Annotated in this window: 23 protein-coding genes; 18 read left to right on the top strand and 5 right to left on the bottom strand. The window is 58.0% G+C overall.

The features are described 5' to 3' along the window. Positions 1–30: 30 nt before the first annotated feature. Both tsf and rpsB read right to left on the bottom strand, forming a co-directional pair. Positions 31–894 carry a translation elongation factor Ts gene (tsf, locus tag ACA052_RS05620; protein WP_497648765.1) on the bottom strand — a complete coding sequence of 288 codons (864 nt, stop codon included), beginning with the start codon at positions 892–894 and terminating at the stop codon, positions 31–33. Between the two features lie 193 nt (positions 895–1,087). Continuing rightward, complete coding sequence (gene rpsB, locus ACA052_RS05615) at positions 1,088–1,825, bottom strand: 30S ribosomal protein S2 (protein WP_003219330.1); 738 nt, start codon at positions 1,823–1,825, stop codon at positions 1,088–1,090. Positions 1,826–2,196: 371 nt separating this feature from the next. Here rpsB and map point away from each other — a divergent pair, with 371 nt between their 5' ends. The 10 genes from map (at position 2,197) to ACA052_RS05565 (ending at position 13,235) form a co-directional block, all read left to right on the top strand. Beyond that, a complete protein-coding gene (gene map, locus ACA052_RS05610; RefSeq protein ID WP_497648764.1) occupies positions 2,197–2,979 on the top strand; it encodes a type I methionyl aminopeptidase in 783 nt (260 codons plus the stop codon). A gap of 45 nt (positions 2,980–3,024) precedes the next feature. Continuing rightward, positions 3,025–5,727 (top strand): [protein-PII] uridylyltransferase, encoded by a 2,703-nt coding sequence (locus tag ACA052_RS05605; RefSeq protein ID WP_497648763.1) that lies wholly within the window; start codon positions 3,025–3,027, stop codon positions 5,725–5,727. Positions 5,728–5,920: 193 nt separating this feature from the next. Continuing rightward, positions 5,921–7,120 carry a succinyldiaminopimelate transaminase gene (dapC, locus tag ACA052_RS05600; protein ID WP_497648762.1) on the top strand — a complete coding sequence of 400 codons (1,200 nt, stop codon included), beginning with the start codon at positions 5,921–5,923 and terminating at the stop codon, positions 7,118–7,120. Positions 7,121–7,425: 305 nt separating this feature from the next. After that, positions 7,426–8,178: a zinc metalloprotease gene (locus tag ACA052_RS05595; protein WP_497648761.1), complete on the top strand. Its 753-nt coding sequence runs from the start codon at positions 7,426–7,428 to the stop codon at positions 8,176–8,178. A gap of 50 nt (positions 8,179–8,228) precedes the next feature. Beyond that, positions 8,229–8,960 (top strand): M12 family metallopeptidase, encoded by a 732-nt coding sequence (locus ACA052_RS05590; protein WP_497648760.1) that lies wholly within the window; start codon positions 8,229–8,231, stop codon positions 8,958–8,960. A 69-nt stretch (positions 8,961–9,029) separates the two neighbouring features. Then, positions 9,030–9,779, top strand: a complete 750-nt coding sequence (locus ACA052_RS05585) for a zinc metalloprotease (protein WP_497648759.1) — start codon at positions 9,030–9,032, stop codon at positions 9,777–9,779. Positions 9,780–10,032: 253 nt separating this feature from the next. After that, positions 10,033–10,395 carry an ArsC family reductase gene (locus ACA052_RS05580; RefSeq protein ID WP_007949322.1) on the top strand — a complete coding sequence of 121 codons (363 nt, stop codon included), beginning with the start codon at positions 10,033–10,035 and terminating at the stop codon, positions 10,393–10,395. A 33-nt stretch (positions 10,396–10,428) separates the two neighbouring features. Beyond that, positions 10,429–11,463 carry a 2,3,4,5-tetrahydropyridine-2,6-dicarboxylate N-succinyltransferase gene (dapD, locus tag ACA052_RS05575; RefSeq protein WP_497648758.1) on the top strand — a complete coding sequence of 345 codons (1,035 nt, stop codon included), beginning with the start codon at positions 10,429–10,431 and terminating at the stop codon, positions 11,461–11,463. A gap of 159 nt (positions 11,464–11,622) precedes the next feature. Further along, positions 11,623–12,828, top strand: a complete 1,206-nt coding sequence (locus ACA052_RS05570) for an aminotransferase class V-fold PLP-dependent enzyme (RefSeq protein ID WP_497648757.1) — start codon at positions 11,623–11,625, stop codon at positions 12,826–12,828. After that, complete coding sequence (locus ACA052_RS05565) at positions 12,825–13,235, top strand: SufE family protein (RefSeq protein ID WP_497648756.1); 411 nt, start codon at positions 12,825–12,827, stop codon at positions 13,233–13,235. Before ACA052_RS05570 ends, ACA052_RS05565 begins: the two co-directional genes overlap by 4 nt. A gap of 86 nt (positions 13,236–13,321) precedes the next feature. Here ACA052_RS05565 and tcdA read toward each other — a convergent pair whose 3' ends face one another. Continuing rightward, on the bottom strand, positions 13,322–14,134 hold the full coding sequence (tcdA, locus tag ACA052_RS05560; protein WP_497648755.1) for a tRNA cyclic N6-threonylcarbamoyladenosine(37) synthase TcdA: 813 nt from the start codon (positions 14,132–14,134) through the stop codon (positions 13,322–13,324). A gap of 218 nt (positions 14,135–14,352) precedes the next feature. Between tcdA and ACA052_RS05555 the strand changes: the two genes are divergently transcribed. From ACA052_RS05555 to ACA052_RS05540, 4 genes are all read left to right on the top strand, one after another. Then, entirely contained in the window at positions 14,353–16,941 is a 2,589-nt protein-coding gene (locus ACA052_RS05555; protein WP_497648754.1) for a glycosyltransferase, read from the top strand. A gap of 188 nt (positions 16,942–17,129) precedes the next feature. After that, the gene (gene dapE, locus ACA052_RS05550) at positions 17,130–18,281 is read left to right on the top strand and encodes a succinyl-diaminopimelate desuccinylase (protein ID WP_497648753.1); all 1,152 of its coding nucleotides are present in this window, start codon (positions 17,130–17,132) and stop codon (positions 18,279–18,281) included. Continuing rightward, on the top strand, positions 18,281–19,090 hold the full coding sequence (locus ACA052_RS05545) for a putative RNA methyltransferase (protein ID WP_497648752.1): 810 nt from the start codon (positions 18,281–18,283) through the stop codon (positions 19,088–19,090). Before dapE ends, ACA052_RS05545 begins: the two co-directional genes overlap by 1 nt. 75 nt (positions 19,091–19,165) lie before the next feature. Next, positions 19,166–19,543, top strand: coding sequence for a hypothetical protein (locus ACA052_RS05540; protein ID WP_497648751.1), 378 nt, complete (start codon positions 19,166–19,168; stop codon positions 19,541–19,543). 92 nt (positions 19,544–19,635) lie between these two features. On the opposite strand, the gene ACA052_RS05535 is transcribed toward ACA052_RS05540, so the two are convergent. After that, positions 19,636–19,845, bottom strand: a complete 210-nt coding sequence (locus tag ACA052_RS05535) for a cold-shock protein (RefSeq protein ID WP_008146705.1) — start codon at positions 19,843–19,845, stop codon at positions 19,636–19,638. 166 nt (positions 19,846–20,011) lie between these two features. Between ACA052_RS05535 and plsB the strand changes: the two genes are divergently transcribed. The 4 genes from plsB to ACA052_RS05515 all read left to right on the top strand — a co-directional run bounded on the left by plsB (position 20,012) and on the right by ACA052_RS05515 (position 24,252). Further along, on the top strand, positions 20,012–22,510 hold the full coding sequence (plsB, locus tag ACA052_RS05530) for a glycerol-3-phosphate 1-O-acyltransferase PlsB (RefSeq protein ID WP_497648750.1): 2,499 nt from the start codon (positions 20,012–20,014) through the stop codon (positions 22,508–22,510). 141 nt (positions 22,511–22,651) lie between these two features. After that, the gene (locus ACA052_RS05525) at positions 22,652–23,011 is read left to right on the top strand and encodes a YbaY family lipoprotein (protein ID WP_497648749.1); all 360 of its coding nucleotides are present in this window, start codon (positions 22,652–22,654) and stop codon (positions 23,009–23,011) included. Between the two features lie 125 nt (positions 23,012–23,136). Beyond that, positions 23,137–23,535, top strand: a complete 399-nt coding sequence (locus tag ACA052_RS05520; RefSeq protein ID WP_497648748.1) for a YbaY family lipoprotein — start codon at positions 23,137–23,139, stop codon at positions 23,533–23,535. 27 nt (positions 23,536–23,562) lie between these two features. Further along, on the top strand, positions 23,563–24,252 hold the full coding sequence (locus ACA052_RS05515) for a DUF4197 domain-containing protein (protein WP_497648747.1): 690 nt from the start codon (positions 23,563–23,565) through the stop codon (positions 24,250–24,252). Positions 24,253–24,334: 82 nt separating this feature from the next. On the opposite strand, the gene ACA052_RS05510 is transcribed toward ACA052_RS05515, so the two are convergent. Continuing rightward, positions 24,335–25,675, bottom strand: a complete 1,341-nt coding sequence (locus ACA052_RS05510) for a Fic family protein (protein WP_497648746.1) — start codon at positions 25,673–25,675, stop codon at positions 24,335–24,337. Between the last annotated feature and the right edge of the window lie 53 nt (positions 25,676–25,728).

The following is a 25,728-nucleotide window of genomic DNA, read 5'->3' as shown; positions in this document are numbered from 1 at the left end:
CCTCTTCAGGGCGACAGTTAAAAAACCGTCTTATTGCTTGGCGGCAGCCAGCTGGGCAGCAACTTCTTCAGCGAAGTTGTCGACCGGCTTCTCGATGCCTTCGCCTACTTTGAAGTAGGTGAAGGAAACGATTTCAGCACCGGCTTTCTTGGCCAGTTCGCCGACCTTGATTTCAGGGTTCTTGACGAACGCCTGCTCAACCAGGCTCGCTTCAGCCAGGAACTTGCTGATACGGCCTTTGACCATGTTTTCAACGATGTTTTCCGGCTTGCCGGCGATCTTGTCAGCGTTGAGGGTCAGGAACACGCCCTTCTCACGCTCAACCGCTTCAGCGGAAACTTCCGATGGCAGCAGGAATTCAGGGTTGGTCGCCGCTACGTGCATAGCGATGTCCTTGGCCAATTCAACAGTGCCGCCTTTCAGGACAACTGCAACACCGATCTTGTTACCGTGCAGGTAACCACCAACAACATCACCTTCAACGCGAGCCAGGCGACGGATGTTGACGTTTTCGCCAACCTTGCCGACCAGAACCAGGCGATCGGCTTCTTGAGCTGCGATCAGCGGAGCGACGTCAGTCAGTTTGTCAGCGAACGCTTTTTCAACGCTCGAAGCAACGAATGCCTTGAAGTCGTCCTGAAGAGCCAGGAAGTCGGTCTGCGAGTTCACTTCCAGAAGAACGGCAGTTTTACCGTCTTCTTTCAGAGCGATAGCGCCTTCAGCAGCTACGTTGCCCGCTTTTTTGGCAGCCTTGATGGCGCCCGAAGCACGCATGTCATCAATGGCTTTTTCGATGTCGCCGCCGGCCTTGGTCAAGGCCTTTTTGCAGTCCATCATGCCTTCGCCAGTACGCTCGCGCAGTTCTTTGACCAACGCTGCAGTAATCTCTGCCATTTCAAAAATCCTCTTGGATAGGTTTTCAACCATTCCACCCGATCGAACGGGCGATCAATTCTTCCCGAACCACCGTTGTTAGCAGCTGCAGGTTACAAACGCTGTAAATGCGCCACCGGACAAACGGTTTTCGAGGTGGCAAAAAGGGGGCCAAGCCCCCTTTTTGCTTACTGAGTCAACGCCGAGGCGTCAATTACTCAGCTGCTGCTACCGGAGCTTCTTCAACGAACTGCTCGGTGCCGCCAGCAACGTGGTTGCGACCGCGGATGACAGCGTCAGCCATCGAACCCATGTACAGCTGGATAGCGCGGATTGCGTCATCGTTGCCTGGGATGATGTAGTCAACGCCTTCCGGGCTGCTGTTGGTATCGACTACGCCGATAACCGGGATGCCCAGCTTGTTGGCTTCGGTGATCGCGATGCGCTCGTGATCAACGTCGATAACGAACAGTGCGTCTGGCAGACCGCCCATGTCCTTGATACCACCCAGGGAACGATCGAGCTTCTCAAGATCGCGAGTGCGCATCAGCGCTTCTTTCTTGGTCAGCTTGGCGAAAGTACCGTCTTCGGCTTGTACTTCAAGGTCACGCAGACGCTTGATGGAAGCACGGATGGTTTTGAAGTTGGTCAGCATGCCGCCCAACCAGCGGTGGTCGACGTACGGCGAGCCGCAACGTGCTGCTTCTTCAGCAACGATCTTGCCAGCGGAACGCTTGGTGCCGACGAACAGAATCTTGTTTTTGCCCTGGGCCAGGCGCTCTACGAAAGTCAGAGCTTCGTTGAACATTGGCAGGGTTTTTTCAAGGTTGATGATGTGGATCTTGTTACGCGCGCCGAAAATGTATTTACCCATTTTCGGGTTCCAGTAACGGGTCTGGTGACCGAAGTGCACACCGGCCTTCAGCATATCGCGCATGTTGACTTGGGACATGATAGTTCCTTAATAAGTCGGGTTTGGCCTCCACGTATCCCAATGACCAACCAGCAGCATCAGCTGAAGGCACCCAGGTCATCGTGTCGACACGTGTGTGGATTTAAGCCTTTCGGGGTATCCCCGGAAAGCGGCGCATTTTATATCATAAGGCTGCAAAAAACGGAACCCGGATTCTCAAATCCTGATGCATGCCTTCCGACAGCCCTTGGAATCGCTCAAGAATGCGCCAATCTATAGAGAGAAGCGATGCACAGAGGGTCAGATTTGCGCTGTTCGTCTGTTAGAATCGCCTTTTTCAGGGCCGTGAGAACGATCGCGCAACGCCCATTCCGTTTTAGAAAGCGCCATCGAGCGCAGAGAGAGCCTGTATGACCGTCACACTCAAAACGCCAGAGGACATCGCAAAAATGCGTGTCGCCGGCAAACTGGCCGCCGATGTGCTGGAAATGATTGCCGAACATGTCAAGCCAGGCATCACGACCGAAGAGCTGGACCGCATCTGCCACGACTACATCGTCAATGTGCAGCAGGCCATCCCTGCCCCGCTCAACTACAAGGGTTACCCGAAGTCGATCTGCACTTCGATCAACCACGTGGTTTGCCATGGCATTCCGAACGAGAAGCCGTTGAAAGACGGCGACACCCTGAACATCGACGTCACCGTCATCAAGGACGGTTACCACGGCGACACCAGCCGCATGTTCCACGTCGGCACCGTGCCGGTCTGGGCCGAGCGCCTGTCGCAGATCACCCAGGAATGCATGTACAAGGCGATCGAAATCGTCAAGCCCGGCTGCCGCCTGGGCGATATCGGTGAAGTGATTCAGAAGCATGCTGAAAAGAACGGCTTCTCGGTCGTGCGCGAGTTCTGCGGCCACGGCATCGGCAAGGTGTTCCACGAAGAGCCACAGATCCTGCATTACGGCCGCGCTGGCACCGGCATGGAACTGAAGGCCGGCATGACCTTCACCATCGAGCCGATGATCAACCAGGGCAAGGCCGACACCAAGGTCTTGGGCGACGGCTGGACCGCCATCACCAAGGACCGCAAGTTGTCGGCCCAGTGGGAACACACCCTGGTGGTCACCGAAACCGGTTACGAAATCTTCACCTTGCGCGCCGATGACACCATCCCGCGCGTTTCGGCCTGATCCGACCCAGACAGCTCCCAGCCTTATAGATAGGAAAGTCAATCGATGCCGCAGGTGGATCCCGAACTCTTCGACCGCGGCCAGTTCCAGGCTGAACTGGCCCTGAAGGCTAGCCCGATCGCCGCCTTCAAGAAGGCGATCCGCCAGGCCCGCGAGGTCCTTGACGGACGTTTTCGCAGCGGCCGGGAGATTCGCCGGCTGATCGAGGATCGGGCCTGGTTCGTCGACAACATCCTGCAAAAGGCCTGGGAGCAGTTCAACTGGAGCGAAGACGCCGACATCGCGCTGGTCGCGGTCGGCGGCTACGGTCGTGGCGAGCTGCATCCTTATTCCGACATCGACCTGTTGATTCTGCTGGACAGCGCCGACCACGAAGTTTTCCGCGATTCCATCGAGCGTTTTCTGACGCTGTTGTGGGATATCGGCCTGGAAGTCGGTCAGAGCGTTCGCTCGGTCGACGAATGCGCCGTTGAGGCCCGCGCCGACCTGACGGTTGTCACCAACCTGATGGAAAGCCGCACCATCTGTGGCCCCGAGCGCCTGCGCCAACGCATGCTTGACGTCACCAGCACCGCGCACATGTGGCCGAGCAAGGATTTTTTCCTGGCCAAACGCGCAGAGCAGAAGGCGCGTCACCACAAATACAATGACACCGAATACAACCTGGAACCCAACGTCAAAGGCTCGCCCGGCGGACTACGGGATATTCAGACGATTCTATGGGTGGCCCGTCGCGAGTACGGCACCCTGAACCTGCGGGCACTGGCCGGCGAAGGGTTCCTGGTCGAGAGCGAAAATGCACTGCTGGCCTCGTCCCAGGAATTCCTGTGGAAGGTTCGTTACGCGCTGCACATGCTCGCCGGTCGCTCCGAAGACCGCCTGCTGTTCGATCACCAGCGCTCCATTGCCGGCCTGCTGGGGTTCGAGGGCGATGACGCCAAGCAAGCCATCGAAAACTTCATGCAGCAGTATTACCGGGTGGTCATGAGCATCGCCCAGCTCAGCGACCTGATCATCCAGCACTTCGAGGAACTCATCCTCGCACCGGCAGACGAAGTACCGCCGCAGCCGATCAACTCGCGATTCCAGCTGCACGACGGTTACATCGAGGCGCGCAACGACAACGTGTTCCGCCGTACGCCGTTCGCCATGCTCGAAATCTTCGTGTTGATGGCCCAGCAGCCGGAAATCAAAGGCGTGCGCGCCGACACCATCCGCCTGCTGCGCGAACACCGTCACCTGATCGACGATGATTTTCGCAACGACATTCGCAATACCAGCCTGTTCATCGAGCTGTTCAAGTGCAAGATCGGCATCCACCGCAACCTGCGACGGATGAACCGTTACGGCATCCTCGGGCGTTATTTGCCGGAGTTTGGCTTTATCGTTGGCCAGATGCAGCACGACCTGTTTCATATTTATACGGTCGACGCGCACACCCTGAACCTGATCAAACACCTGCGTAAGCTGCAGTACACGCAAGTGTCGGAAAAATTCCCGCTGGCCAGCAAACTCATGGGCAAGCTACCCAAGCCAGAGCTGATCTACCTGGCAGGGCTGTACCACGACATCGGCAAGGGCCGGCATGGCGATCACTCGGAAATCGGTGCAATAGATGCCGAGGCCTTTTGCCAGCGCCACCAATTGCCGGTGTGGGACAGCCGCCTGATCGTTTGGCTGGTACAGAACCATCTGGTGATGTCGACCACAGCCCAGCGCAAGGACTTGTCCGATCCGCAGGTGATCCATGACTTCGCGCAAGCCGTGGGCGACGAAACCCGCCTCGACTACCTGTACGTGCTGACGGTCGCCGACATCAACGCGACCAATCCGACGCTGTGGAATTCCTGGCGCGCCAGCCTGTTGCGCCAACTTTACACCGAGACCAAGCGTGCGTTGCGTCGCGGCCTGGAAAACCCCGTGGACCGCGAAGAGCAGATCCGCCAGACCCAAAGCGCCGCCCTGGACATCCTGGTGCGCGGCGGTACCGATCCGGACGACGTCGAACAGCTATGGGCGCAATTGGGCGATGACTATTTCCTGCGCCATACCGCTGGCGACGTCGCCTGGCACAGTGACGCGATCCTTCAGCAGCCGGCCGACGGCGGGCCGCTGGTGCTGATCAAGGAAACCACCCAGCGCGAGTTCGAGGGTGGCACGCAGATCTTCATTTACGCACCGGACCAACACGATTTCTTCGCCGTGACCGTGGCCGCGATGGATCAGCTCAACCTGAACATTCACGACGCCCGGGTCATCACCTCCAGCAGCCAGTTCACCCTCGACACCTATATCGTGCTCGACACCGATGGTGACTCGATCGGCGACAACCCGGCGCGGGTCAAGCAAATCCGTGAGGGCCTGACCGAAGCCCTGCGCAACCCGGACGATTACCCGACCATTATTCAGCGTCGCGTGCCGCGCCAGCTCAAGCATTTCGCGTTTGCACCGCAAGTGACGATCCACAACGACGCCCAGCGGCCGGTGACGGTGCTGGAACTCAGCGCGCCGGATCGCCCTGGCCTCCTGGCGCGGATCGGCACGATTTTCCTGGAGTTCGACCTGTCGCTGCAGAACGCCAAGATCGCCACCCTCGGCGAACGCGTCGAAGACGTGTTCTTCATCACCGACGCCAATAATCAGCCGTTGTCCGACCCGTTGCTGTGCAGCCGCTTGCAGGATGCAATCGTCGAACAATTGAGCGTCAGCCAGGAACCCGGTATCAAACTGTCGCGCATCAGTATCTGAATCAACCCATATCCCCCTGTGGGAGCGGGCCCTGTGGTGAGGGGATTTATCCCCGTTGGGCTGCGAAGCGGCCCCAGCACTTCAAAGTTAAACCGCTTACGACTGCTTCGCAGCCGAACGGGGATAAATCCCCTCACCACAGACATTTCCCCTAGCCACACAGGCTGACTCCCACACCGAACGAGATCCACCGATGAACAACGCTCTGAACCAGTTGCAGCCCTACCCGTTCGAGAAGCTCCGCGCCCTGCTCGGCAGCGTCACGCCCAATCCGGACAAGCGCCCTATCGCCCTGTCCATCGGCGAGCCGAAACACCGTTCGCCGAGCTTCGTCGCCGAGGCCCTGGCTGGCAACCTGGATCAGATGGCCGTGTACCCGACCACCCTCGGCATCCCGGCCCTGCGTGAAGCCATCGCTTCGTGGTGCGAACGTCGCTTCAACGTGCCCAGCGGCTGGCTCGACCCGGCGCGCAACGTGCTGCCGGTCAACGGCACCCGCGAAGCGCTGTTCGCGTTCACCCAGACGGTGGTCAATCGTGGCGACGACGCCCTGGTGGTCAGCCCGAACCCTTTCTATCAGATCTATGAAGGTGCAGCCTTCCTCGCCGGGGCCAAGCCGCACTACCTGCCATGCCTGGATGAAAACGGCTTCAACCCGGACTTCGACGCCGTTTCGCCAGAGATTTGGAAACGCTGCCAGATTCTGTTCCTGTGCTCGCCAGGCAACCCGACCGGCGCGCTGATCCCGGTCGACACGCTGAAAAAACTGATCGCCCTCGCTGACGAATACGATTTCGTGATCGCCGCCGATGAATGCTACAGCGAGTTGTATTTCGACGAACAAACACCGCCGCCCGGCCTGCTCAGCGCCTGCGTTGAGCTAGGTCGAAAGGACTTCAAGCGTTGCGTGGTCTTCCACAGTCTGTCCAAGCGTTCGAATCTGCCAGGCCTGCGCTCGGGTTTTGTGGCCGGTGATGCCGACATTCTCAAAGGCTTCCTGCTGTATCGCACCTACCACGGCTGCGCGATGCCGGTTCAAACGCAACTGGCCAGTGTGGTCGCTTGGAATGACGAAGTGCATGTGCGCGCCAACCGTGACCTGTACCGCGAGAAATACGACGCGGTGCTGGAAATTCTCAGCCCGGTGATGGATGTACAGCGCCCGGATGGTGGCTTCTATCTGTGGCCGAATGTTGAAGGCGATGACGAAGCGTTCTGCCGTGATCTGTTCGTTGAAGAACATGTGACGGTGGTGCCGGGTTCTTATTTGTCGCGCAACGTCGACGGCACCAATCCGGGCGCCGGTCGAGTGCGGATGGCATTGGTTGCGCCACTGGCCGAATGTGTTGAAGCTGCAGAGCGAATTCGCAACTTTATAGCTCGCAACAAGTAACACGAAACAGGCCTGTACCGTGCAATGCGGTGCAGGCCTTATTATTTGCAAAAACAACTAACATATATCAACTTTACTCCGCGCTATATATACCACTAACCTCCAAGTCGAACAAAACACCCCAAAGTATCGATTAGGAAATCAGCAATGCCTTATTTACAGCCATACAAAGTCATTAGCTCTTCTAACAATCAAGCAACTTATGACGCCTCCATGTTTTATCCAAAATAACAATCAGCCAAGCAACAGCCATTTTCCTCAAGAAAAAAACAGATCATTAATTTAATGACAACAAGGATGTTCCTATGAGCAACTCACTCTATTGCGTCGTCAAAAAACCAGACGACATTCAAGCTTCTTACGACGTTGCGGTCGCCGAGAACCCCGCCAATCGTTACACCTCGGCTTCGGCCCGCCAAAAACGAGCCGTCGGCAGTCACAAAAAATTCTGGGCTCCCGGGCGCACGCTGCGCATTGCGTTCCTGAACGGTGATCAAGCATTCAAGGATGGCGTCGAGGCTGCCGCACGTAACTGGCTGCCCAATATCAATCTCAAATTCGACTTCGTCGACGGTGAAGTCGGGGATATCCGTATTCGTACTGAGCCGGGAATCTACTGGTCCAATATCGGTACCGACGCGCTACTGACGGAAGAAGGCCCAACGATGGTGATCTCGGACTGGATGCTCCAACCCAGGCTTTTCGCTCACTATGTCATGCACGAGTTTGGACATGCATTGGGCGCCGAGCATGAGCACCTGCACCCAGAGGCGGCTATTCCCTGGAACAAGCCTGCGGTCTATGCGGACCACGGGGTACCTGAAGACGCTGATGAGGATGACTTCAGGCGCAAGGCCGTTGACGAGCGTTACTTCAATTTACTCGACGCCAGCGAAGTCAACTATTCGCCCTATGACCCAAAGTCGATCATGCACTACCAAATCCGTCAGAACTGGACGCATGGTGACTTTGAAATATTCCTGAACCTTGGCCTCAGCGAAAAGGATAAGGCCTTCATGACCGAGGCTTATCCTTACCCTGAAGAAACAAGCCAGTGATCTGCTGATCCAAACAGCGCTAACTCCAAACCTCAAGGAAGAGACCGATAATGAATGATATTTCAGACTATCAGCCAATACAGTGGACAGAACATCCGGCAACTCATGAGGCCGCCATGGCCGAAAGCGCTGCCAATACTGAGTCCACCCGCAGTAATCGCCGCAAACGATCGCTGGTGAACTATCCAAAACTGTGGACCAACGGTCGAACGTTGAAAATTGCTTTTATGAATGACCTGCCGGCCGACCACAAACAGAAAATCATTAACGCAGCGAACCAGTGGTTACCTTATGTCAACCTGAGCTTTGATTTCGTCGATGATAATCAGGGCGACATTCGTATTGCCACCGAAAACAATAAAAACAGCTCTGTGCTGGGAACCAACGCACTGCTCATTCATCCTGACATGCCCACCATGAACCTTGCTGTCAAACCTGAACATGAGGACTTCGATGTCATTGTGACTCATGAATTCGGTCACGCACTGGGTGCGATGCATGAACACCAGCACCCGCACGCAAATATCCCTTGGGATAAACCGGCGGTGTATGAGTTCTATCAGAACCGCGAGATGAACCCACTCACTCGGGCACAAATTGACAGGCACATATTTACCTCCTTCAACACAGCGGATGCATTTTATTTGTCTTACGACAAAAAATCCATCATGCACTACCCAGTACCAAACACGTTGACACTGGGTAACTGGAAACTCCCGATCAATCGCAAGATCAGCAAAAAAGACAAGAAATCAATGAAATTACTTTATCCAAAAAAATAAAAACTCTTTTCACCTAAATCGGAAAAACCGCCCCAAAAAACCCAAAGCGGATACAAGGACGTAATACCCATGCAACGATTCACCCCTTGCAAAACTAAACACCCCATTAGCAACTCGGCATCTTTTAAAGCGGCCATTCAAGAAAACCCTCTAAATGCCCATCGAAACCCATCAAATCCTCTTCCAAGAAACATAGGCGTTCACACCAAATACTGGACACCCGGAAAAACACTCAAAATTGCCATGTACAACGCAAGTACCGAAGCGATCGATGCGGTACGGGTTGCCGCCAGTGAATGGTTATCTTTCGTCAACCTGCAGTTTGATTTTGTAACGGGTGATATTGGCGACATCCGAATTTTCCTCAATCCTCCGAACAGGGTTCAGAGCTCTGAAATCGGCACAGACGCACTAATTGACGACATCGGTGGTACTGACGAACAGCGACGTGGGCCCAGTATGTTTCTCAATTGGGTTCCTGGAGATCGACGCTTCAGATACTCCGTTTTGCATGAATTTGGACATGCGCTGGGAGCTGAACACGCACACCAGCACCCTGCCTCGCAAATACCATGGGATGTACAGAGCACGTACAGATACTGCGCAAAACACTATGGCTGGGGCAAAAACACTGTCGACAAAAACGTCTTACCCTTGCCGCGAAGTGCCCAACATACTTACGAGCCGTATGACGGAGACTCTGTCATGCATTACGAAATTCGCTCGGAATGGACGTTTGGAGGCTGGGGACAATCGGAAAGCTGGGCTATCAGTCCCGGTGACATTGCGATGATGTGCAAGGCTTACCCAAAGGATTGAGGATCGCTTGCATGATCAGGGCGGTGTAGGCGGTTTGCATAAAAGCCGGGTTCCCAGGCAATCGACAGCATTGAAGTGCCATATTAGCGGCTTAGACTGCGCTCTGACCGTTGCATTGATGTCGCATCACCCTGAAACACCGAAATCCTTGTGGGAGCGGCGGTGGAATGATAACCATGACCGACGCGAAACCGTCCGGTCATGGCATAATCCTTCACCTTTTTTTTCCAGCACCTGTAAAGGGGGCAATTCCTTGACCGTTTCAAGCAAAACGTTGCACCTTTTCGGCATCAAAGCTTGCGACACCATGAAAAAGGCGCGCACCTGGCTCGATGAACACGCTGTCAGCTATGACTTTCATGATTACAAAACGGCCGGAATCGACCGTGAACACCTGACCCAATGGTGCGATGAGCACGGCTGGCAAGTGGTGTTGAACCGTGCAGGCACGACCTTTCGCAAGCTCGACGACGAACGCAAAGCCGATCTCGACCAGCCGAAAGCCATCGAACTGATGCTCGCGCAACCCTCGATGATCAAGCGCCCGGTGCTCGATCTCGGTGACCGAACCCTGATTGGCTTCAAGCCAGATATCTACGCGGCAGCGCTCAAGTAAGCCAGCCCGTTCAATTTCGTTAGAGGTATTTACATGTCCACTACCCTGTTCAGCCTGGCGTTTGGTGTCGGCACTCAAAACCGTCAAGGCGCATGGCTGGAAGTGTTTTACGCGCAGCCACTGCTCAATCCTTCGGCCGAACTGGTCGCGGCCATCGCCCCTGTTCTGGGCTACACCGAAGGCAATCAGGCCATCGCATTCAGCACTGCCCAGGCGTCGCAACTGGCTGAAGCGCTGAAAAGTGTCGACGCTGCACAGGCTGCCCTGCTGACCCGTCTGGCCGAGAGCCACAAGCCGTTGGTCGCGACTATTCTGGCCGACGACGCGCAACTGACTTCCACACCTGAGGCTTATCTCAAGCTGCACTTGCTATCGCACCGTCTGGTCAAGCCGCATGGCCTGAACCTGACCGGCGTGTTCCCGTTGCTGCCGAACGTGGCGTGGACCAGCCAGGGCGCGATCGACCTGGCCGAACTGGCCGAGCATCAACTGGAAGCCCGCCTGCGTGGCGAGCTGCTGGAAGTGTTCTCGGTGGACAAGTTCCCGAAAATGACCGACTACGTGGTGCCGGCCGGCGTGCGAATCGCTGATGCGGCGCGTCTGCGCCTGGGCGCTTACGTCGGCGAAGGCACCACCGTGATGCACGAAGGTTTCGTCAACTTCAACGCCGGCACCGAAGGCCCGGGCATGATCGAAGGTCGTGTCTCGGCAGGCGTCTTCGTCGGCAAGGGTTCGGACCTGGGCGGCGGTTGCTCGACCATGGGCACCCTGTCGGGCGGCGGCAACATCGTGATCAAGGTCGGCGAAGGCTGCCTGATCGGCGCCAACGCCGGTATCGGCATCCCGTTGGGCGACCGCAACACCGTTGAATCGGGCCTGTACGTGACCGCCGGCACCAAAGTGGCGCTGCTGGACGAAAACAACAACCTGGTCAAAGTGGTCAAGGCTCGTGAACTGGCGGGTCAGCCTGACCTGTTGTTCCGCCGCAATTCGGAAACCGGTGCCGTGGAATGCAAAACCCACAAATCGGCGATCGAACTGAACGAAGCGCTGCACGCTCACAACTAAGCCACACGATCACCTTGTAGGAGCGATCTTGCTCGCGAAGAACACATGGACGACGCGTGCCGTCTGGTGCCGCGCGTTATCGTTAACGTTCATCGCGAGCAAGCTCGCTCCTACACAGGTCAGGTGCACTTTCGCCCATGTTCACCAGGGCCGAACAACATGATGATTCCGTCACCCTGGCGCGCCGATTTTCCGGCCATCGCCGCTCTGCAACGGCAAGACCAGACCTATCTGGACAACGCCGCCACCACGCAAAAACCCCAAGCCCTGCTGGATGCCCTCGCGCATTACTACGTCAACGGCGCAGCCAATGTGCATCGGGCGCAACACCTGCCCGGCGCCCACGCCACCCAGGCGTTCGAAGCCAGCCGCAGCAAAGTCGCGCATTGGCTGAACGCCGGCGAGTGCGGGCAGATCATCTTTACCCATGGCGCAACGTCCGCGCTGAACCTCCTGGCCTATGGCCTGGAACACCTGTTCAATCCAGGCGATGAGATTGTCATCAGCGCACTGGAACATCACGCCAACCTGCTGCCGTGGCAGCAACTGGCCCACCGTCGCGCGTTGAAACTGGTGATTCTGCCGCTGGATGCCGACGGTCTGATTGACCTTGCTGCTGCAGCGTCGTTGATGGGTCCGCGAACCCGTTTGTTGGCGGTCAGTCAGTTGTCCAACGTGCTCGGCGCCTGGCAACCGTTGCCCGCCTTGCTGGCGATGGCCAAGGCGCACGACGCGTTGACCGTGGTCGACGGCGCTCAGGGCGTGGTCCATGGTCGGCATGACGTGGAGGCGTTGGGTTGCGACTTCTATGTGTTTTCCAGTCACAAGCTCTATGGCCCTGATGGTTTAGGCGTGCTGTTCGGTCGCAATGATGCGCTCAAGCAACTGCACCACTGGCAATTCGGTGGCGAAATGGTGCTCGACGCGGATTATCACAGCGCACGCTTTCGCCCTGCCCCACTGGGTTTTGAAGCAGGGACGCCGCCAATTGCCAGTGTGATTGGTCTGGGCGCTACGCTGGATTACCTCGCCGGGCTCGACCAGGACGCAGTGTCGGCTCATGAGGCGGCACTGCATGACTATTTGCTCAAAGGTCTGGAGGCGCGCAACGGCATCCGATTGCTGGGTAAACCGCAACTCGCGTTGGCAAGTTTTGTCGTCGAGGGTGTGCATAACTCGGATCTGGCGCACCTGCTGACGGAACAGGGGATCGCGGTGCGCGCCGGACATCACTGCGCCATGCCGTTGCTGAAAGGCTTCGAACTGGCCGGCGCGATTCGGGTGTCGTTGGCGCTGTACAACAATTCCGAGGATTTGGAGCGCTTCTTCGAGGCGCTGGATCAGGCGCTGGAGTTGTTGCGATGAGTCTGCCTGCCGATGCCGTCACGGCGCTGGAGACGTTTCAGAACGCTGCCGGTTGGGAACAACGGGCGCGGCTGCTGATGCAGTGGGGCGACCGTCTGCCGGCGTTGAGCGATGTGGATAAGATGGACGCCAACCGGGTGCATGGCTGCGAAAGCCAGGTGTGGTTGGTGGGCTCGCTGCAGGACGGTCACTGGCAGTTTGCCGCGAGCAGCGATGCGCGGTTGATTCGCGGGTTGGTGGCGTTGTTGCTGGCGCGGGTTAACGGGTTGTCGGCGGTTGAGTTGCGGGAGGTGGATTTGCCTGAGTGGTTTAATCAGCTCGGGCTGAGCCGTCAGCTCTCTCCTTCGCGCAGTAATGGCCTTAATGCTGTGCTACAGCGGATGAATGAACTTGCCACAACCCTGTAGGAGCTGCCGCAGGCTGCGATCTTTTGATCTTAAAAATCAAAATCAAAAGATCGCAGCCTTCGGCAGCTCCTACAGGGGGGTCGCCTTTAAACCTCAGGTTTGATGCGGTCCGCGGGGCGGCGAACACCTGCCACAATTTTATCCACAGCCTTGGTCGCTGCAACCATGCCGAATGTCGCCGTGACCATCATCACCGCGCCAAAACCGCCAGCGCAGTCAAGCTTCACGCCCTCCCCGACAAAACTCTTCTGCAAGCAAATGCTGCCATCCGGTTTCGGGTAGCGCAGTTGCTCGGTGGAAAACACGCACGGCACGCTGTAATGGCGGGTCACCGTGCGGGAGAAGTTGTAGTCGCGGCGCAGGGTCGAGCGCACTTTCGAGGCCAGCGGGTCATTGAAGGTACGGTTCAAATCGCACACCTGGATCAGCGTCGGGTCGATCTGCCCGCCCGCGCCCCCCGTGGTGATGATCTGGATCTTGCGCCGCTTGCACCAGGCAATCAGCGCCGCTTTCGCGTTGACACTGTCGATGCAGTCGATCACGCAGTCGATGTTCGGCGTGATGTACTCGGCCATGGTCTCGCGGGTGACGAAATCCGCCACCGCGTGCACCGTGCAGTCCGGGTTGATCCCGCGCAGGCGCTCGGCCATCACTTCGACCTTGGGTTTGCCGACGGTGCTGTCCAGTGCATGCAACTGACGGTTGGCGTTGCTGACACACACGTCGTCCAGGTCGAACAGCGAAATCTCGCCCACGCCACAACGCGCAACGGCTTCCGCCGCCCAGGAACCGACGCCACCGACGCCGACGATCGCCACGTGGGCCGCGCGCAAGCGCTCCAGGCCTTCGATGCCATACAAACGGGCGATGCCTGCAAACCGCGGATCTTCTGTACTCATGACCATTACCCCAAAAACCGGCGCGCATTATAGGGCTTCGCAGCGATAAGTTTTAAGCTTCAAGCTACAAGTGTAAGAACTTAAGACAAACTTCAGTGCCAAATGTGAGGCTTTTCCCTGCCTGCTGTACGGTCAGGGAAAGCACGGTGTAGGATGCGCGCCCCTTGGCAATCGCCGACCGTTCCTTCGTTCCACAGCCTTTGGAACCCGAAATAGCTATGTCATCGCGTAAATTTGGACTCAACCTGGTGGTGGTGCTCGCCATCGCTGCCTTGTTTACCGGCTTCTGGGCACTGATCAACCGCCCGGTCACCGCCCCCAACTGGCCAGAACAGATCTCCGGCTTTTCGTACTCGCCGTTCCAGCAAGGCCAGTACCCACAGAAAGAGCAGTACCCGACCGACGATGAGATGCGTCGCGATCTGGAGATCATGAGCAAGTTGACGGATAACATCCGTACTTACTCGGTCGATGGCACCCTGGAAGACATCCCGAAACTGGCCGAAGAGTTCGGTCTGCGGGTGACGCTGGGCATCTGGATCAGCCCGGACCAGGAACGCAATGAACGCGAAATCACCCGCGCCATCGAACTCGCCAACACCTCCCGCAGTGTGGTTCGCGTGGTTGTAGGTAACGAGGCGATCTTCCGTAAGGAAATTACCGCCGCGGAACTGAGCGTAATCCTCGATCGCGTCCGTGCCGCCGTGAAAGTACCGGTCACCACGTCCGAGCAGTGGCACGTCTGGGAAGAGCACCCGGAACTGGCCAAGCACGTCGACCTGATCGCTGCGCACGTTCTGCCCTATTGGGAGTTCATCCCGGTGGACAAGGCCGGCCAATTTGTTCTCGACCGCGCTCGCGACCTGAAGAAATTGTTCCCGAAAAAACCGCTGTTGCTGTCGGAGGTTGGCTGGCCGAGCAACGGCCGCATGCGTGGCGGCACTGATTCGAGCCCTGCGGATCAGGCAATCTACCTGCGCACATTGGTCAACAAGCTCAACCGCCAAGGCTTCAACTACTTTGTGATCGAAGCCTTCGACCAACCGTGGAAGGCCACGGATGAAGGCTCGGTGGGCGCGTATTGGGGTGTGTTCAACGCCGCGCGCCAGCAAAAATTCAACTTTGAAGGCCCGGTGGTCGCGATTCCGCAATGGCGCGTGCTGGCCATCGGTTCGGCGGTATTGGCCTTGCTGTCCCTGACCTTGCTGATGATCGACGGTTCGGCCCTGCGTCAACGTGGCCGCACGTTCCTGACCTTTATCGCGTTCCTTTGCGGTTCGGTACTGGTGTGGATCGGTTACGACTACAGCCAGCAATACAGCACCTGGTTCAGCCTGACGGTCGGTTTCCTGTTGGCGCTCGGCGCACTCGGGGTCTTTATCGTACTGCTGACCGAGGCCCACGAACTGGCCGAAGCGGTCTGGACCCACAAGCGCCGGCGTGAATTCCTGCCAGTGGTGGGCGATTCGGACTACAGACCGAAAGTCTCGATCCACGTGCCGTGCTACAACGAGCCGCCGGAGATGGTCAAACAGACCCTCAACGCGCTGGCCAACCTCGATTATCCCGACTTCGAAGTCCTGATCATCGACAACAACACCAAGGACCCGGCGGTCTGGGAACCGGTGCGTGATTACTGCGCAACCCTGGGCCCGCGCTTCAAGTTCTTCCACGTTGCACCGCTGGCCGGTTTCAAGGGTGGGGCGTTGAACTACCTGATTCCGCACACCGCCAAAGATGCCGAAGTCATTGCGGTGATCGACTCGGACTACTGCGTCGACCCGAACTGGCTCAAGCACATGGTGCCGCACTTCGCCGATCCGAAAATCGCCGTGGTGCAATCGCCACAGGATTACCGCGACCAGAACGAAAGCACCTTCAAGAAGCTCTGCTACGCGGAATACAAAGGCTTCTTCCACATCGGCATGGTCACCCGCAACGACCGCGACGCGATCATCCAGCACGGCACCATGACCATGACCCGGCGTTCGGTGCTCGAAGAGCTCGGCTGGGCCGACTGGTGCATCTGTGAAGACGCCGAGTTGGGCCTGCGCGTATTCGAAAAAGGCCTGTCGGCGGCGTATTACCACACCAGCTACGGCAAAGGCCTGATGCCCGATACCTTTATCGACTTCAAGAAACAGCGTTTCCGCTGGGCCTATGGCGCGATTCAGATCATCAAGCGCCACACCGCCAGCCTGCTGCGCGGCAAGGACACCGAGCTGACCCGTGGCCAGCGTTACCACTTCCTCGCGGGCTGGTTGCCGTGGGTCGCGGACGGCATGAACATCTTCTTCACGGTCGGCGCCCTGTTGTGGTCGGCGGCGATGATCATCGTGCCGCAGCGGGTCGATCCTCCGCTGCTGATTTTCGCAATCCCGCCATTGGCGCTGTTCGTGTTCAAGGTTGGCAAGATCATCTTCCTGTACCGTCGCGCGGTCGGGGTCAACCTGAAGGATGCGTTCTGCGCCGCATTGGCCGGCCTGGCGTTGTCGCACACCATCGCCAAAGCGGTGCTGTACGGTTTCTTCACCAGCAGCATTCCGTTTTTCCGTACGCCGAAAAACGCCGATAACCACGGTTTCTGGGTGGCGATTTCGGAGGCGCGCGAAGAGGTGTTCATCATGCTGCTGTTGTGGGGCGCGGCGCTGGGGATCTTCCTGGTGAATGGCTTGCCGAGCAACGACATGCGCTTCTGGGTGATCATGTTGCTGGTGCAGTCGCTGCCGTACCTGGCGGCGCTGATCATGGCGTTCCTGTCTTCACTGCCCAAACCGGTGGTCGAGACTGAGCCTGCAACGGCGTAATCCGTTATTGGATAACGTCAAACGGCGGCCTTCGGGTCGCCGTTTTGCTTTAGAATGATCGCCCTTTTCCACTGTAGGAGCTGTCGCAGGCTGCGATCTTTTGATCTGGTTTTTAAAAAAACAAAATCAAAAGATCGCAGCCTGCGGCAGCTCCTACAGGATTACCGTGTGCACCTCGGAGTTTTTACATGACGGCCCACGCCGACCTTTCGCCGACCCTTCAACTCGCTATCGACCTGATCCGCCGTCCGTCCGTGACGCCGGTCGACGCCGATTGCCAGAAGCAGATGATGCAGCGCCTGGGCGATGCCGGTTTTACGCTGGAACCGATGCGCATCGAAGATGTGGATAACTTCTGGGCGACCCACGGCAAGCACGACGGTCCGGTGCTGTGCTTTGCCGGTCACACCGACGTGGTCCCGACTGGCCCGGTGACCGCCTGGCAGATCGACCCGTTCAACGCGCTGATCGACGAACACGGCATGCTTTGCGGTCGCGGCGCGGCGGACATGAAAGGCAGCCTCGCCTCCATGACCGTAGCCGCCGAACGCTTCGTCGCCGACTACCCGGATCACAAGGGCAAGGTCGCCTTCCTGATCACCAGCGACGAAGAAGGCCCGGCGCATCACGGCACCAAAGCGGTGGTTGAACGCCTGGCCGCGCGCAAGGAACGCCTGGACTGGTGCATCGTCGGCGAACCGTCGAGCACTACCCTGGTCGGTGATGTGGTCAAGAACGGCCGTCGCGGCTCACTCGGCGCCAAGCTGACCGTACGCGGTGTGCAGGGTCACGTGGCGTATCCACACCTGGCGAAGAATCCGATCCACCTCGCCGCCCCGGCCCTGGCCGAACTGGCCGACGAGCATTGGGACCACGGCAACGATTTCTTCCCGCCAACCAGCTTCCAGATCTCCAACGTGAACTCCGGCACTGGCGCAACCAACGTGATCCCGGGTGACCTGGTGGCGGTGTTCAACTTCCGCTTCTCCACCGAATCCACCGTCGAAGGCCTGCAAAAACGCGTCGCCGATATCCTCGACAAGCATGGCCTGGACTGGCACGTCGACTGGGCACTGTCCGGCCTGCCGTTCCTGACCGAGCCGGGTGCGTTGCTGGATGCCGTCGCGTCGAGCATCAAGGACATCACCGGTCGCGAAACCAAGGCTTCCACCAGCGGCGGCACCTCCGACGGGCGCTTCATCGCGACCATGGGCACGCAAGTGGTTGAGCTGGGGCCGGTCAACGCGACGATCCACCAGGTCAATGAGCGCGTACTGGCCGCCGACCTCGACGTGCTGACCGAAATCTACTACCAGACCCTGATCAAGTTGCTCGCCTGATGCTCGCCTGCCCGATCTGCAGCGAACCGCTGAACGCGGTGGACAACGGCGTGGCCTGCCCCGCCGGGCATCGTTTCGACCGCGCGCGCCAGGGTTACCTGAACCTGTTGCCAGTGCAGCACAAGAACAGCCGCGACCCTGGGGATAACTTGGCGATGGTCGAAGCCCGCCGCGACTTCTTGAATGCCGGCCATTACGCGCCGGTGGCCAAACGCCTGGCGGAACTGGCGGCGCAATACGCACCCCAGCGCTGGCTGGACATCGGCTGTGGCGAGGGTTACTACACCGCGCAAATCGCCGAGGCCCTGCCGAACGCAGACGGTTACGCACTGGATATCTCCCGGGAAGCGGTCAAACGCGCCTGCAAACGCAATCCGCAACTGACCTGGTTGATCGCCAGCATGGCGCGGGTACCGTTGGCCTCCGGCAGTTGCCAGTTTCTGGCGAGCGTCTTCAGTCCGTTGGACTGGGAAGAAGCCAAGCGCCTGCTCAGCCCCGGCGGTGGCTTGATGAAAGTCGGGCCGACCAGCGGCCATCTGATGGAGTTGCGCGAGCGGCTGTACGACGAGGTGCGCGAGTACACCGACGACAAACATTTGGCGTTGGTGCCCGAAGGCATGGCGCTGCAGCACAGCGAAACACTGGAATTCAAACTGATGCTTTCGAGCGGCCAGGATCGCGCCAACCTGCTGGCCATGACGCCGCATGGCTGGCGAGCCAGTGCCGAACGCCGGGCGGCGGTCATTGAGCAGGCTGAACCGTTCGAGGTCACCGTGTCGATGCGTTACGATTACTTTGTACTTCAATAATTTTGGGTCTTGAGCAACAGCTCGAGGCCGGCTAAATCCGCGAATGGATTTTTCAGACCCGCAGTGAGGACATCCATGCGCCAACCCGATATCGAGATTTACCTGAAAGACGCCGACGTCGACTACAAGGCCATTGCGGCCTGGCTCGGCACTGCGTTGGGCCCGTGCACCGACTGGGTTCAGAAAGGTCAGACCTACAAGTGCAAGGCCGGCAACGTGCCGGTGACCTGGCTGCCGAAAGCCGTAGGAAAATGGAACAGCCTGTACCTGGAAAGTGACCAGACGCCGTGGGAAGACGACATCGCCTGCGCCCGCGCTGCATTTGCTGCGCTGAACGTTGAAGTGCGTTGCGCGCCGGGTACGTGGGTTGAGGAAGAAGGTGAAGAAACAGCGGATCGCTGGATGCGCATCAGCGCTGATGGTGAAGAAGAAATCACCTGGAAAACCGCGTAAAACCAAAAAGATCGCAGCCTGCGGCAGCTCCTACAGGGTCATGTGTACACATGTAGGAGCTGCCGAAGGCTGCGATCTTTTGATCTTGATCTTTACAGACCCACCACATCCTCAGCCTGCAAACCCTTTTCGCCAGTCACCACACCGTATTCAACCTGCTGACCTTCAGCCAGCGAACGGTGCCCTTCGCCGCGAATCGCGCGGTAATGCACGAACACGTCCACCCCGTCCTCGCGTTGAATAAAGCCGTAGCCCTTGGCGTCGTTGAACCATTTCACATTGCCGGTTTCGCGCGTAGCCATGTCTCGTTACCCCCTTATTTTTATTTTGAACGGCCGAGTATATGACAGCCGCGAAAACTCTCAACTCAAGTTTACTTAGGCGCTTTTTTGCCGATTTTCAGCGAATACGGCACACTATCGAGCGCCCGAGCAAATGCTCGGTTTTTTCCACTCACGCAGAAGCCGTATGACCCGTTCCCCGCTCCGCCGTCTTGTGTTTGGCACCCTGCGCCGGCTGCTCTATCTCTGGGTTCGCTCGGAGACGATCAACCAGTCGTCGTTCACCCTTAACCTCGACCGCAGTCGTCCGGTGTTCTATGTCCTGCAAAACCCCTCGCTGACCGACCTCGCCGTGGTCGACACCGAATGCACCAAAGCCGGCCTTCCGCGTCCGGTGCTGCCGGTATCGGTGGGTAACCTGCTGGAGCCTGCCGCGTTCTTCTACCTGACACCCGAGCCCGACTGGCTCGGCCGCCAGGACAAGCGCGGCGCACCGCCGACCCTGACCCGCCTGGTCAGTGCCCTGAGCCAGAACGCCGCCGAAGACGCGCAGATCATTCCGGTCAGCGTGTTCTGGGGCCAGTCGCCCGACAGCGAGTCGAGCCCCTGGAAATTGCTGTTCGCCGACAGTTGGGCGGTCACCGGGCGCCTTCGTCGCTTGCTCAGCATCATCGTGCTGGGACGCAAGACCCGCGTGCAGTTTTCCGCACCGATTCACCTGCGCGAACTGATCGACCACAACAAGGGCCACGAACGCACCGTACGCATGGCCCAACGCATCCTGCGGGTGCACTTCCGCAACCTGAAAGCGGCCGTGATCGGCCCGGACATTTCCCACCGTCGCAACCTGGTCAAGGGCTTGCTCAATCAGCCCTTGGTCAAACAGGCGATCCTCGACGAAGCCGAGCGCGAAAACATCTCCCCGGAGAAAGCCAAGGCCCAGGCCCTGCGCTACGGCAACGAGATCGCCTCGGATTACACCTACACCGCCATCCGCTTTCTGGAAGTGGTGCTGAGCTGGTTCTGGAACAAAATCTACGACGGCATCAAGGTCAACCACATCGAAGGCGTGCAGAAGGTCGCCCAGGGTCACGAAGTGATCTACGTGCCGTGCCATCGCAGCCACATCGACTACTTGCTGCTGTCCTACCTGCTGTTTCGCAACGGCTTGACCCCGCCGCACATCGCCGCCGGGATCAACCTCAACATGCCGGTCATCGGCAGCCTGCTGCGCCGTGGCGGAGCGTTTTTCATGCGCCGCACATTCAAGGGCAACCCGCTGTACACCTCGGTATTCAACGAATACCTGCACACCCTGTTCACCAAAGGTTTCCCGGTCGAATACTTCGTCGAGGGCGGCCGTTCGCGCACCGGACGCATGCTGCAACCGAAAACCGGGATGCTGGCGATCACCCTGCGCAGCTTCCTGCGTTCGTCGCGGATGCCGATCGTGTTCATTCCGGTGTACATCGGCTACGAACGGGTGCTGGAAGGCCGGACCTATCTCGGCGAATTGCGTGGTGCGAGCAAGAAGAAAGAATCGATCTTAGACATCTTCAAAGTCATCGGCGCGCTCAAGCAGCGCTTCGGCCAAGTGGCGGTGAACTTTGGCGAGCCGATCAAACTGGCGGAGTTCCTCGACAGCGAACAGCCGGATTGGCGCAAACAGGAACTTGGCCCGCAATTCAAACCGGCCTGGCTCAACGAAACCACCAACCGTCTCGGCGAGAAAGTCGCGCAGCACTTGAACGAAGCGGCGGCAATCAACCCGGTCAACCTGGTGGCCCTGGCGTTGCTGTCCACCAGCCGTCTGGCGCTGGACGATCGCGCCATGGCGCGGGTGCTCGATCTGTATCTGGCGTTGCTGCGCAAGGTTCCATATTCGCCACACACCACGCTACCGGAAGGTGATGGTCGGGCGCTGATCGAACATGTGAAGGACATGGATTTGCTGTCCGAACAGAGCGATGCCCTGGGCAAGATTCTGTATCTGGACGAGCAAAACGCCGTCTTGATGACCTACTACCGCAACAACGTATTGCACATCTTCGCGTTGCCGGCATTGCTCGCGAGTTTCTTCCAGAGCGCGTCGCGCATGAGCCGCGAGCAGATCCTGCGCTACGCCCGCGCGCTGTATCCGTACCTGCAATCGGAGTTGTTCATCCGCTGGTCACTGGACGAACTGGATGCTGTGATTGACCAATGGCTCGAAGCCTTCGTCGAGCAAGGTTTGCTACGTTTCGAAAATGACGTGTACCTGCGTCCGGCACCGAGTTCGCGGCATTTCGTACTGCTGACGCTGCTGTCGAAAAGCATTGCCCAGACCCTGCAACGCTTCTACATGACCGTTTCCCTGCTGCTCAACAGCGGCCAGAACAGCATCAGCGCCGAAGAACTGGAAGACTTGTGCACGGTCATGGCCCAGCGCCTGTCGATTCTGCATGGCCTGAACGCTCCGGAATTTTTCGACAAGAGCCTGTTCCGCCACTTCATCCAGACGATGCTGGATCTCGATGTGCTCAAGCGCGATGAAGCCGGCAAATTGAGCTATCACGAGCTGCTCGGTGAACTGGCCGAAGGCGCGGCCAAACGGGTGTTGCCAGCGGAGATTCGCTTGTCGATTCGCCAGGTGGCACTGCACCGCAGTGAAGATGCGGCAGATCAGTTGCAGCCCACTGCACCTTAAATGCTCTGAAGACGACATGAACAAGGACGTTCATGAAGATTCGTCATTGATTATAGGAAATCCCCTACAGGCGATTTGCAGGTTCAACGCATATGCTTGGCGCTCGTCATCTTCGACGAGTCATTGGATAAGGAAATCATAATGAGCAACGAATACACCAAGAGCATCACCGGCACTGTTCACTATCGTGAAAGGATTGGACTGTTCCCTAACTCGACGCTTTACGTCAGCCTGCAAGATGTCTCCCTGGCTGATGCACCGGCCAGGCAGCTTGCCGCTCAGATCACCCCAAATGCTGAAGTCGCGGGCTTGAACTTCAACCTCGAATACAGCTCGGCAGACGTCCTGCCTGGCCACACCTATGCAATCCGTGCGCAAATCAAATTTGAAGACCGGCTCATTTTCACCACCACTGAACACCACCCGGTAGAGTTGGATGTCGACTATCTGCAGCCACTGGAAATTCTGGTTCACATGGTCAACGACAAACCACAACCGTAATTGTCACGGCGCCTGACGCTGCGCCAGGCGCCTGCAACACCTTGCCGGGCGATATTGCCGGCAAAATCCGCTAAATTGTCGTTGGCGCCGTTCTTCCTCGGGCGCCGATGACAAGGATCCGCTTCATGAAAAAACTCTCTCTCCTGGCGCTTGCTGCATTGTTGAGCGCCTGCCAATCCCTGCAAACCGCCCCTAAAGCCAGCCTCGATGGCGAAGTCTTCTACCTGCAACGCATCGCCCTGCCGCCCACCGCCACCCTGAGCGTCAGCTTGCAGGACGTGTCGCTGGCCGATGCGCCGGCCGTGGTCCTCGACGAACAGAAAGGTCAAGTCAAAGGCCAGGTGCCGCTGCCGTTTCATCTGAGTTACGATCCGGCGCTGGTCAAACCGGGTCATCGCTACTCAGTCAGCGCGCGGATCGAAGTCGACGGCAAGTTGCTGTTCATCACCACCGAAAATCACGCCGTGCAGCTTGATGGCAAAGACCCGCAGCCCCTGAAAATCCGCGTCGACGCCGTCCGTTAAATCTCTTATTTGAACAAGGAAGCTGCCATGCTCCGCCCTACCCTTCGTTTAGCCGGCCTGTGCGCAGGTTTGATGATTTGCGCCAACGCGATGGCGTTGTCTCTTACAGACCTGTCGCAAAAAGACGCCACCGGCGGCCTCAAGGATGCCCTGACCCAAGGCGCGCAACTGGCCGTGAAACAACTCGGCACACCCGGCGGATTCAGCAACAACCCGGACGTGAAAATCGAGCTGCCGGGCAAGCTGGGCAAAGTCGCCAGCAAGATGAAGGCCTTCGGCATGGGCGCCCAGGTTGATCAGCTGGAAACCAGCATGAACAAAGCCGCCGAAACCGCCGTCACCCAGGCCCAGCCGATCCTCGTCGATGCAGTGAAGAAAATGTCCGTGGAAGATGCCAAGGGTATTCTCAGCGGCGGCAACGACTCGGCCACCCAGTACCTGAGCAAAACCAGCCGCGAACAAATCCGCGTCAAGTTCCTGCCCATCGTCAAGCAAGCCACCGACCAGGTCGGCCTGGCGAAGCAGTACAACTCGTTTGCGGGCCAAGCTGCCACGCTTGGTGTGCTGGATGCGAAGAACGCCAACATCGAAAACTACGTGACCGAGCAGGCGTTGAACGGCTTGTTCGAGATGATCGGCAAACAGGAAGAAACCATCCGCAAGAACCCGGCGGCTGCGGCGACCAGTTTGGCCAAGAAAGTATTCGGCACGCTGTAACGATCACTTGTAGGAGCTGCCGAAGGCTGCGATCTTTTGATTTAGATTTTCAAGATCAACAGATCGCAGCCAGCGGCAGCTCCTACAGGGCTCGGCGCAGGAAGAACACCCACTCCCGCCCCATCTTCCGTTTCTCGAACACATCCAACGCAACCAGCCCGTTCAAGGTGGCCGACGCGGTGTTGTAAGAGCAGTGCAGATTCTGCTTCACATTAACCGCCGTGAACTCCTTGGCCATCCCACTCTTGGCCACCTGGAATACGGCCCGCTGCTTCTCGGTCAATCGATCAAAAAAGCCGGACTCCAACAGCCAGCGATCAAAGCTGTCGGTATAGGCCAGGCTTTTCCGATAGGCCTCGGTAAAACCGCTGACAGCGCGCAGCACTATGAAACTCTGGAAGTCGATGAAGTAAGTCAGGTCGAGGTCATCCGCTTCAGTGTTCAGATATGACCTGCCGTATTTCACGGGCGCATTACGCAGCAAAAAGCTGATCGCAATGTAACGAAAGGCAGAGAAGTCATTCTTGAACATGAACCAGTAAAACAGCGCCCGCGCGACCCGGCCGTTGCCATCGCGAAAAGGATGCTCATAGCCCAGTGCAAAATGCAGAGCAATGCCTTTGATCAGTGGGTGAAGGTATTCCGTTTGGTCGGGATCGTTGTGGGACTGGTTGATCCACTTCGACAGCATCTGTAAACGACACGCCAACCCAGCCGCAGGAGGCGGTACATGCACGATGTTGCCCTCGCCATCCTGCACCACCACGTCATCGTTGTTTCTAAATGCCCCCGGCGAATACTGCGCATCATCAATGCCCTCGACGCCAACCCGGTGCATGGCTGAAATCAGCTCGACGCTCAGGGTGTCATGACGCTTTTCCCAGGCGAAGTTCATCATTTTATAGTTGCCGATCACCATGCGTTCATCCGGCGTGCGCGGCAGGCGTTTGCGCTTGAGCATGTCCTTGGCCACCCGCGTGGTGGTCGCCGCGCCTTCGAGCTGACTGCTGCTGATCGCTTCATCTTCGATCAGATCGTTGAGCAGATAGCTGAAATGCGCATGCTCGCCGATCTGACTGGTCATGAATTCCAGCGCGGCGGTAGTCGCTTGGCGATCGACAGCAGAGATAGCTTTCTGCGCCACCGGTGTGAGCACGAAGCGGCCCCACTGAAGCGGATCGCCCAGTGGCAAAAGACTTGAGTACTGGGCGGTCCGGGCTTTCTTCACCAGCGCCCAGCACAGATTCGCATCCAACCCCGGCGCCCAGCGATAGCGCAATTCATCGAAAGGTCGATAGCACCCCTGATCATCCAGCGGCTTGAGCAGGGCAAGGTAATCCGAGAGGCGCTCCTTGTGGGGTGACTTCCCCAGCAGGTCGAACACCGGATCGGTGCACCCCTTCAGCATCGGTGGTTTTTTCATTATTGCTGTCTCGAAACCTCGCGAAATCGAGACTTGAGTACAGCATTCAGGCT

This window comes from Pseudomonas sp. LBUM1644, from assembly GCF_059716195.1.
This window is presented reverse-complemented; position numbering and strand designations above follow the sequence as displayed.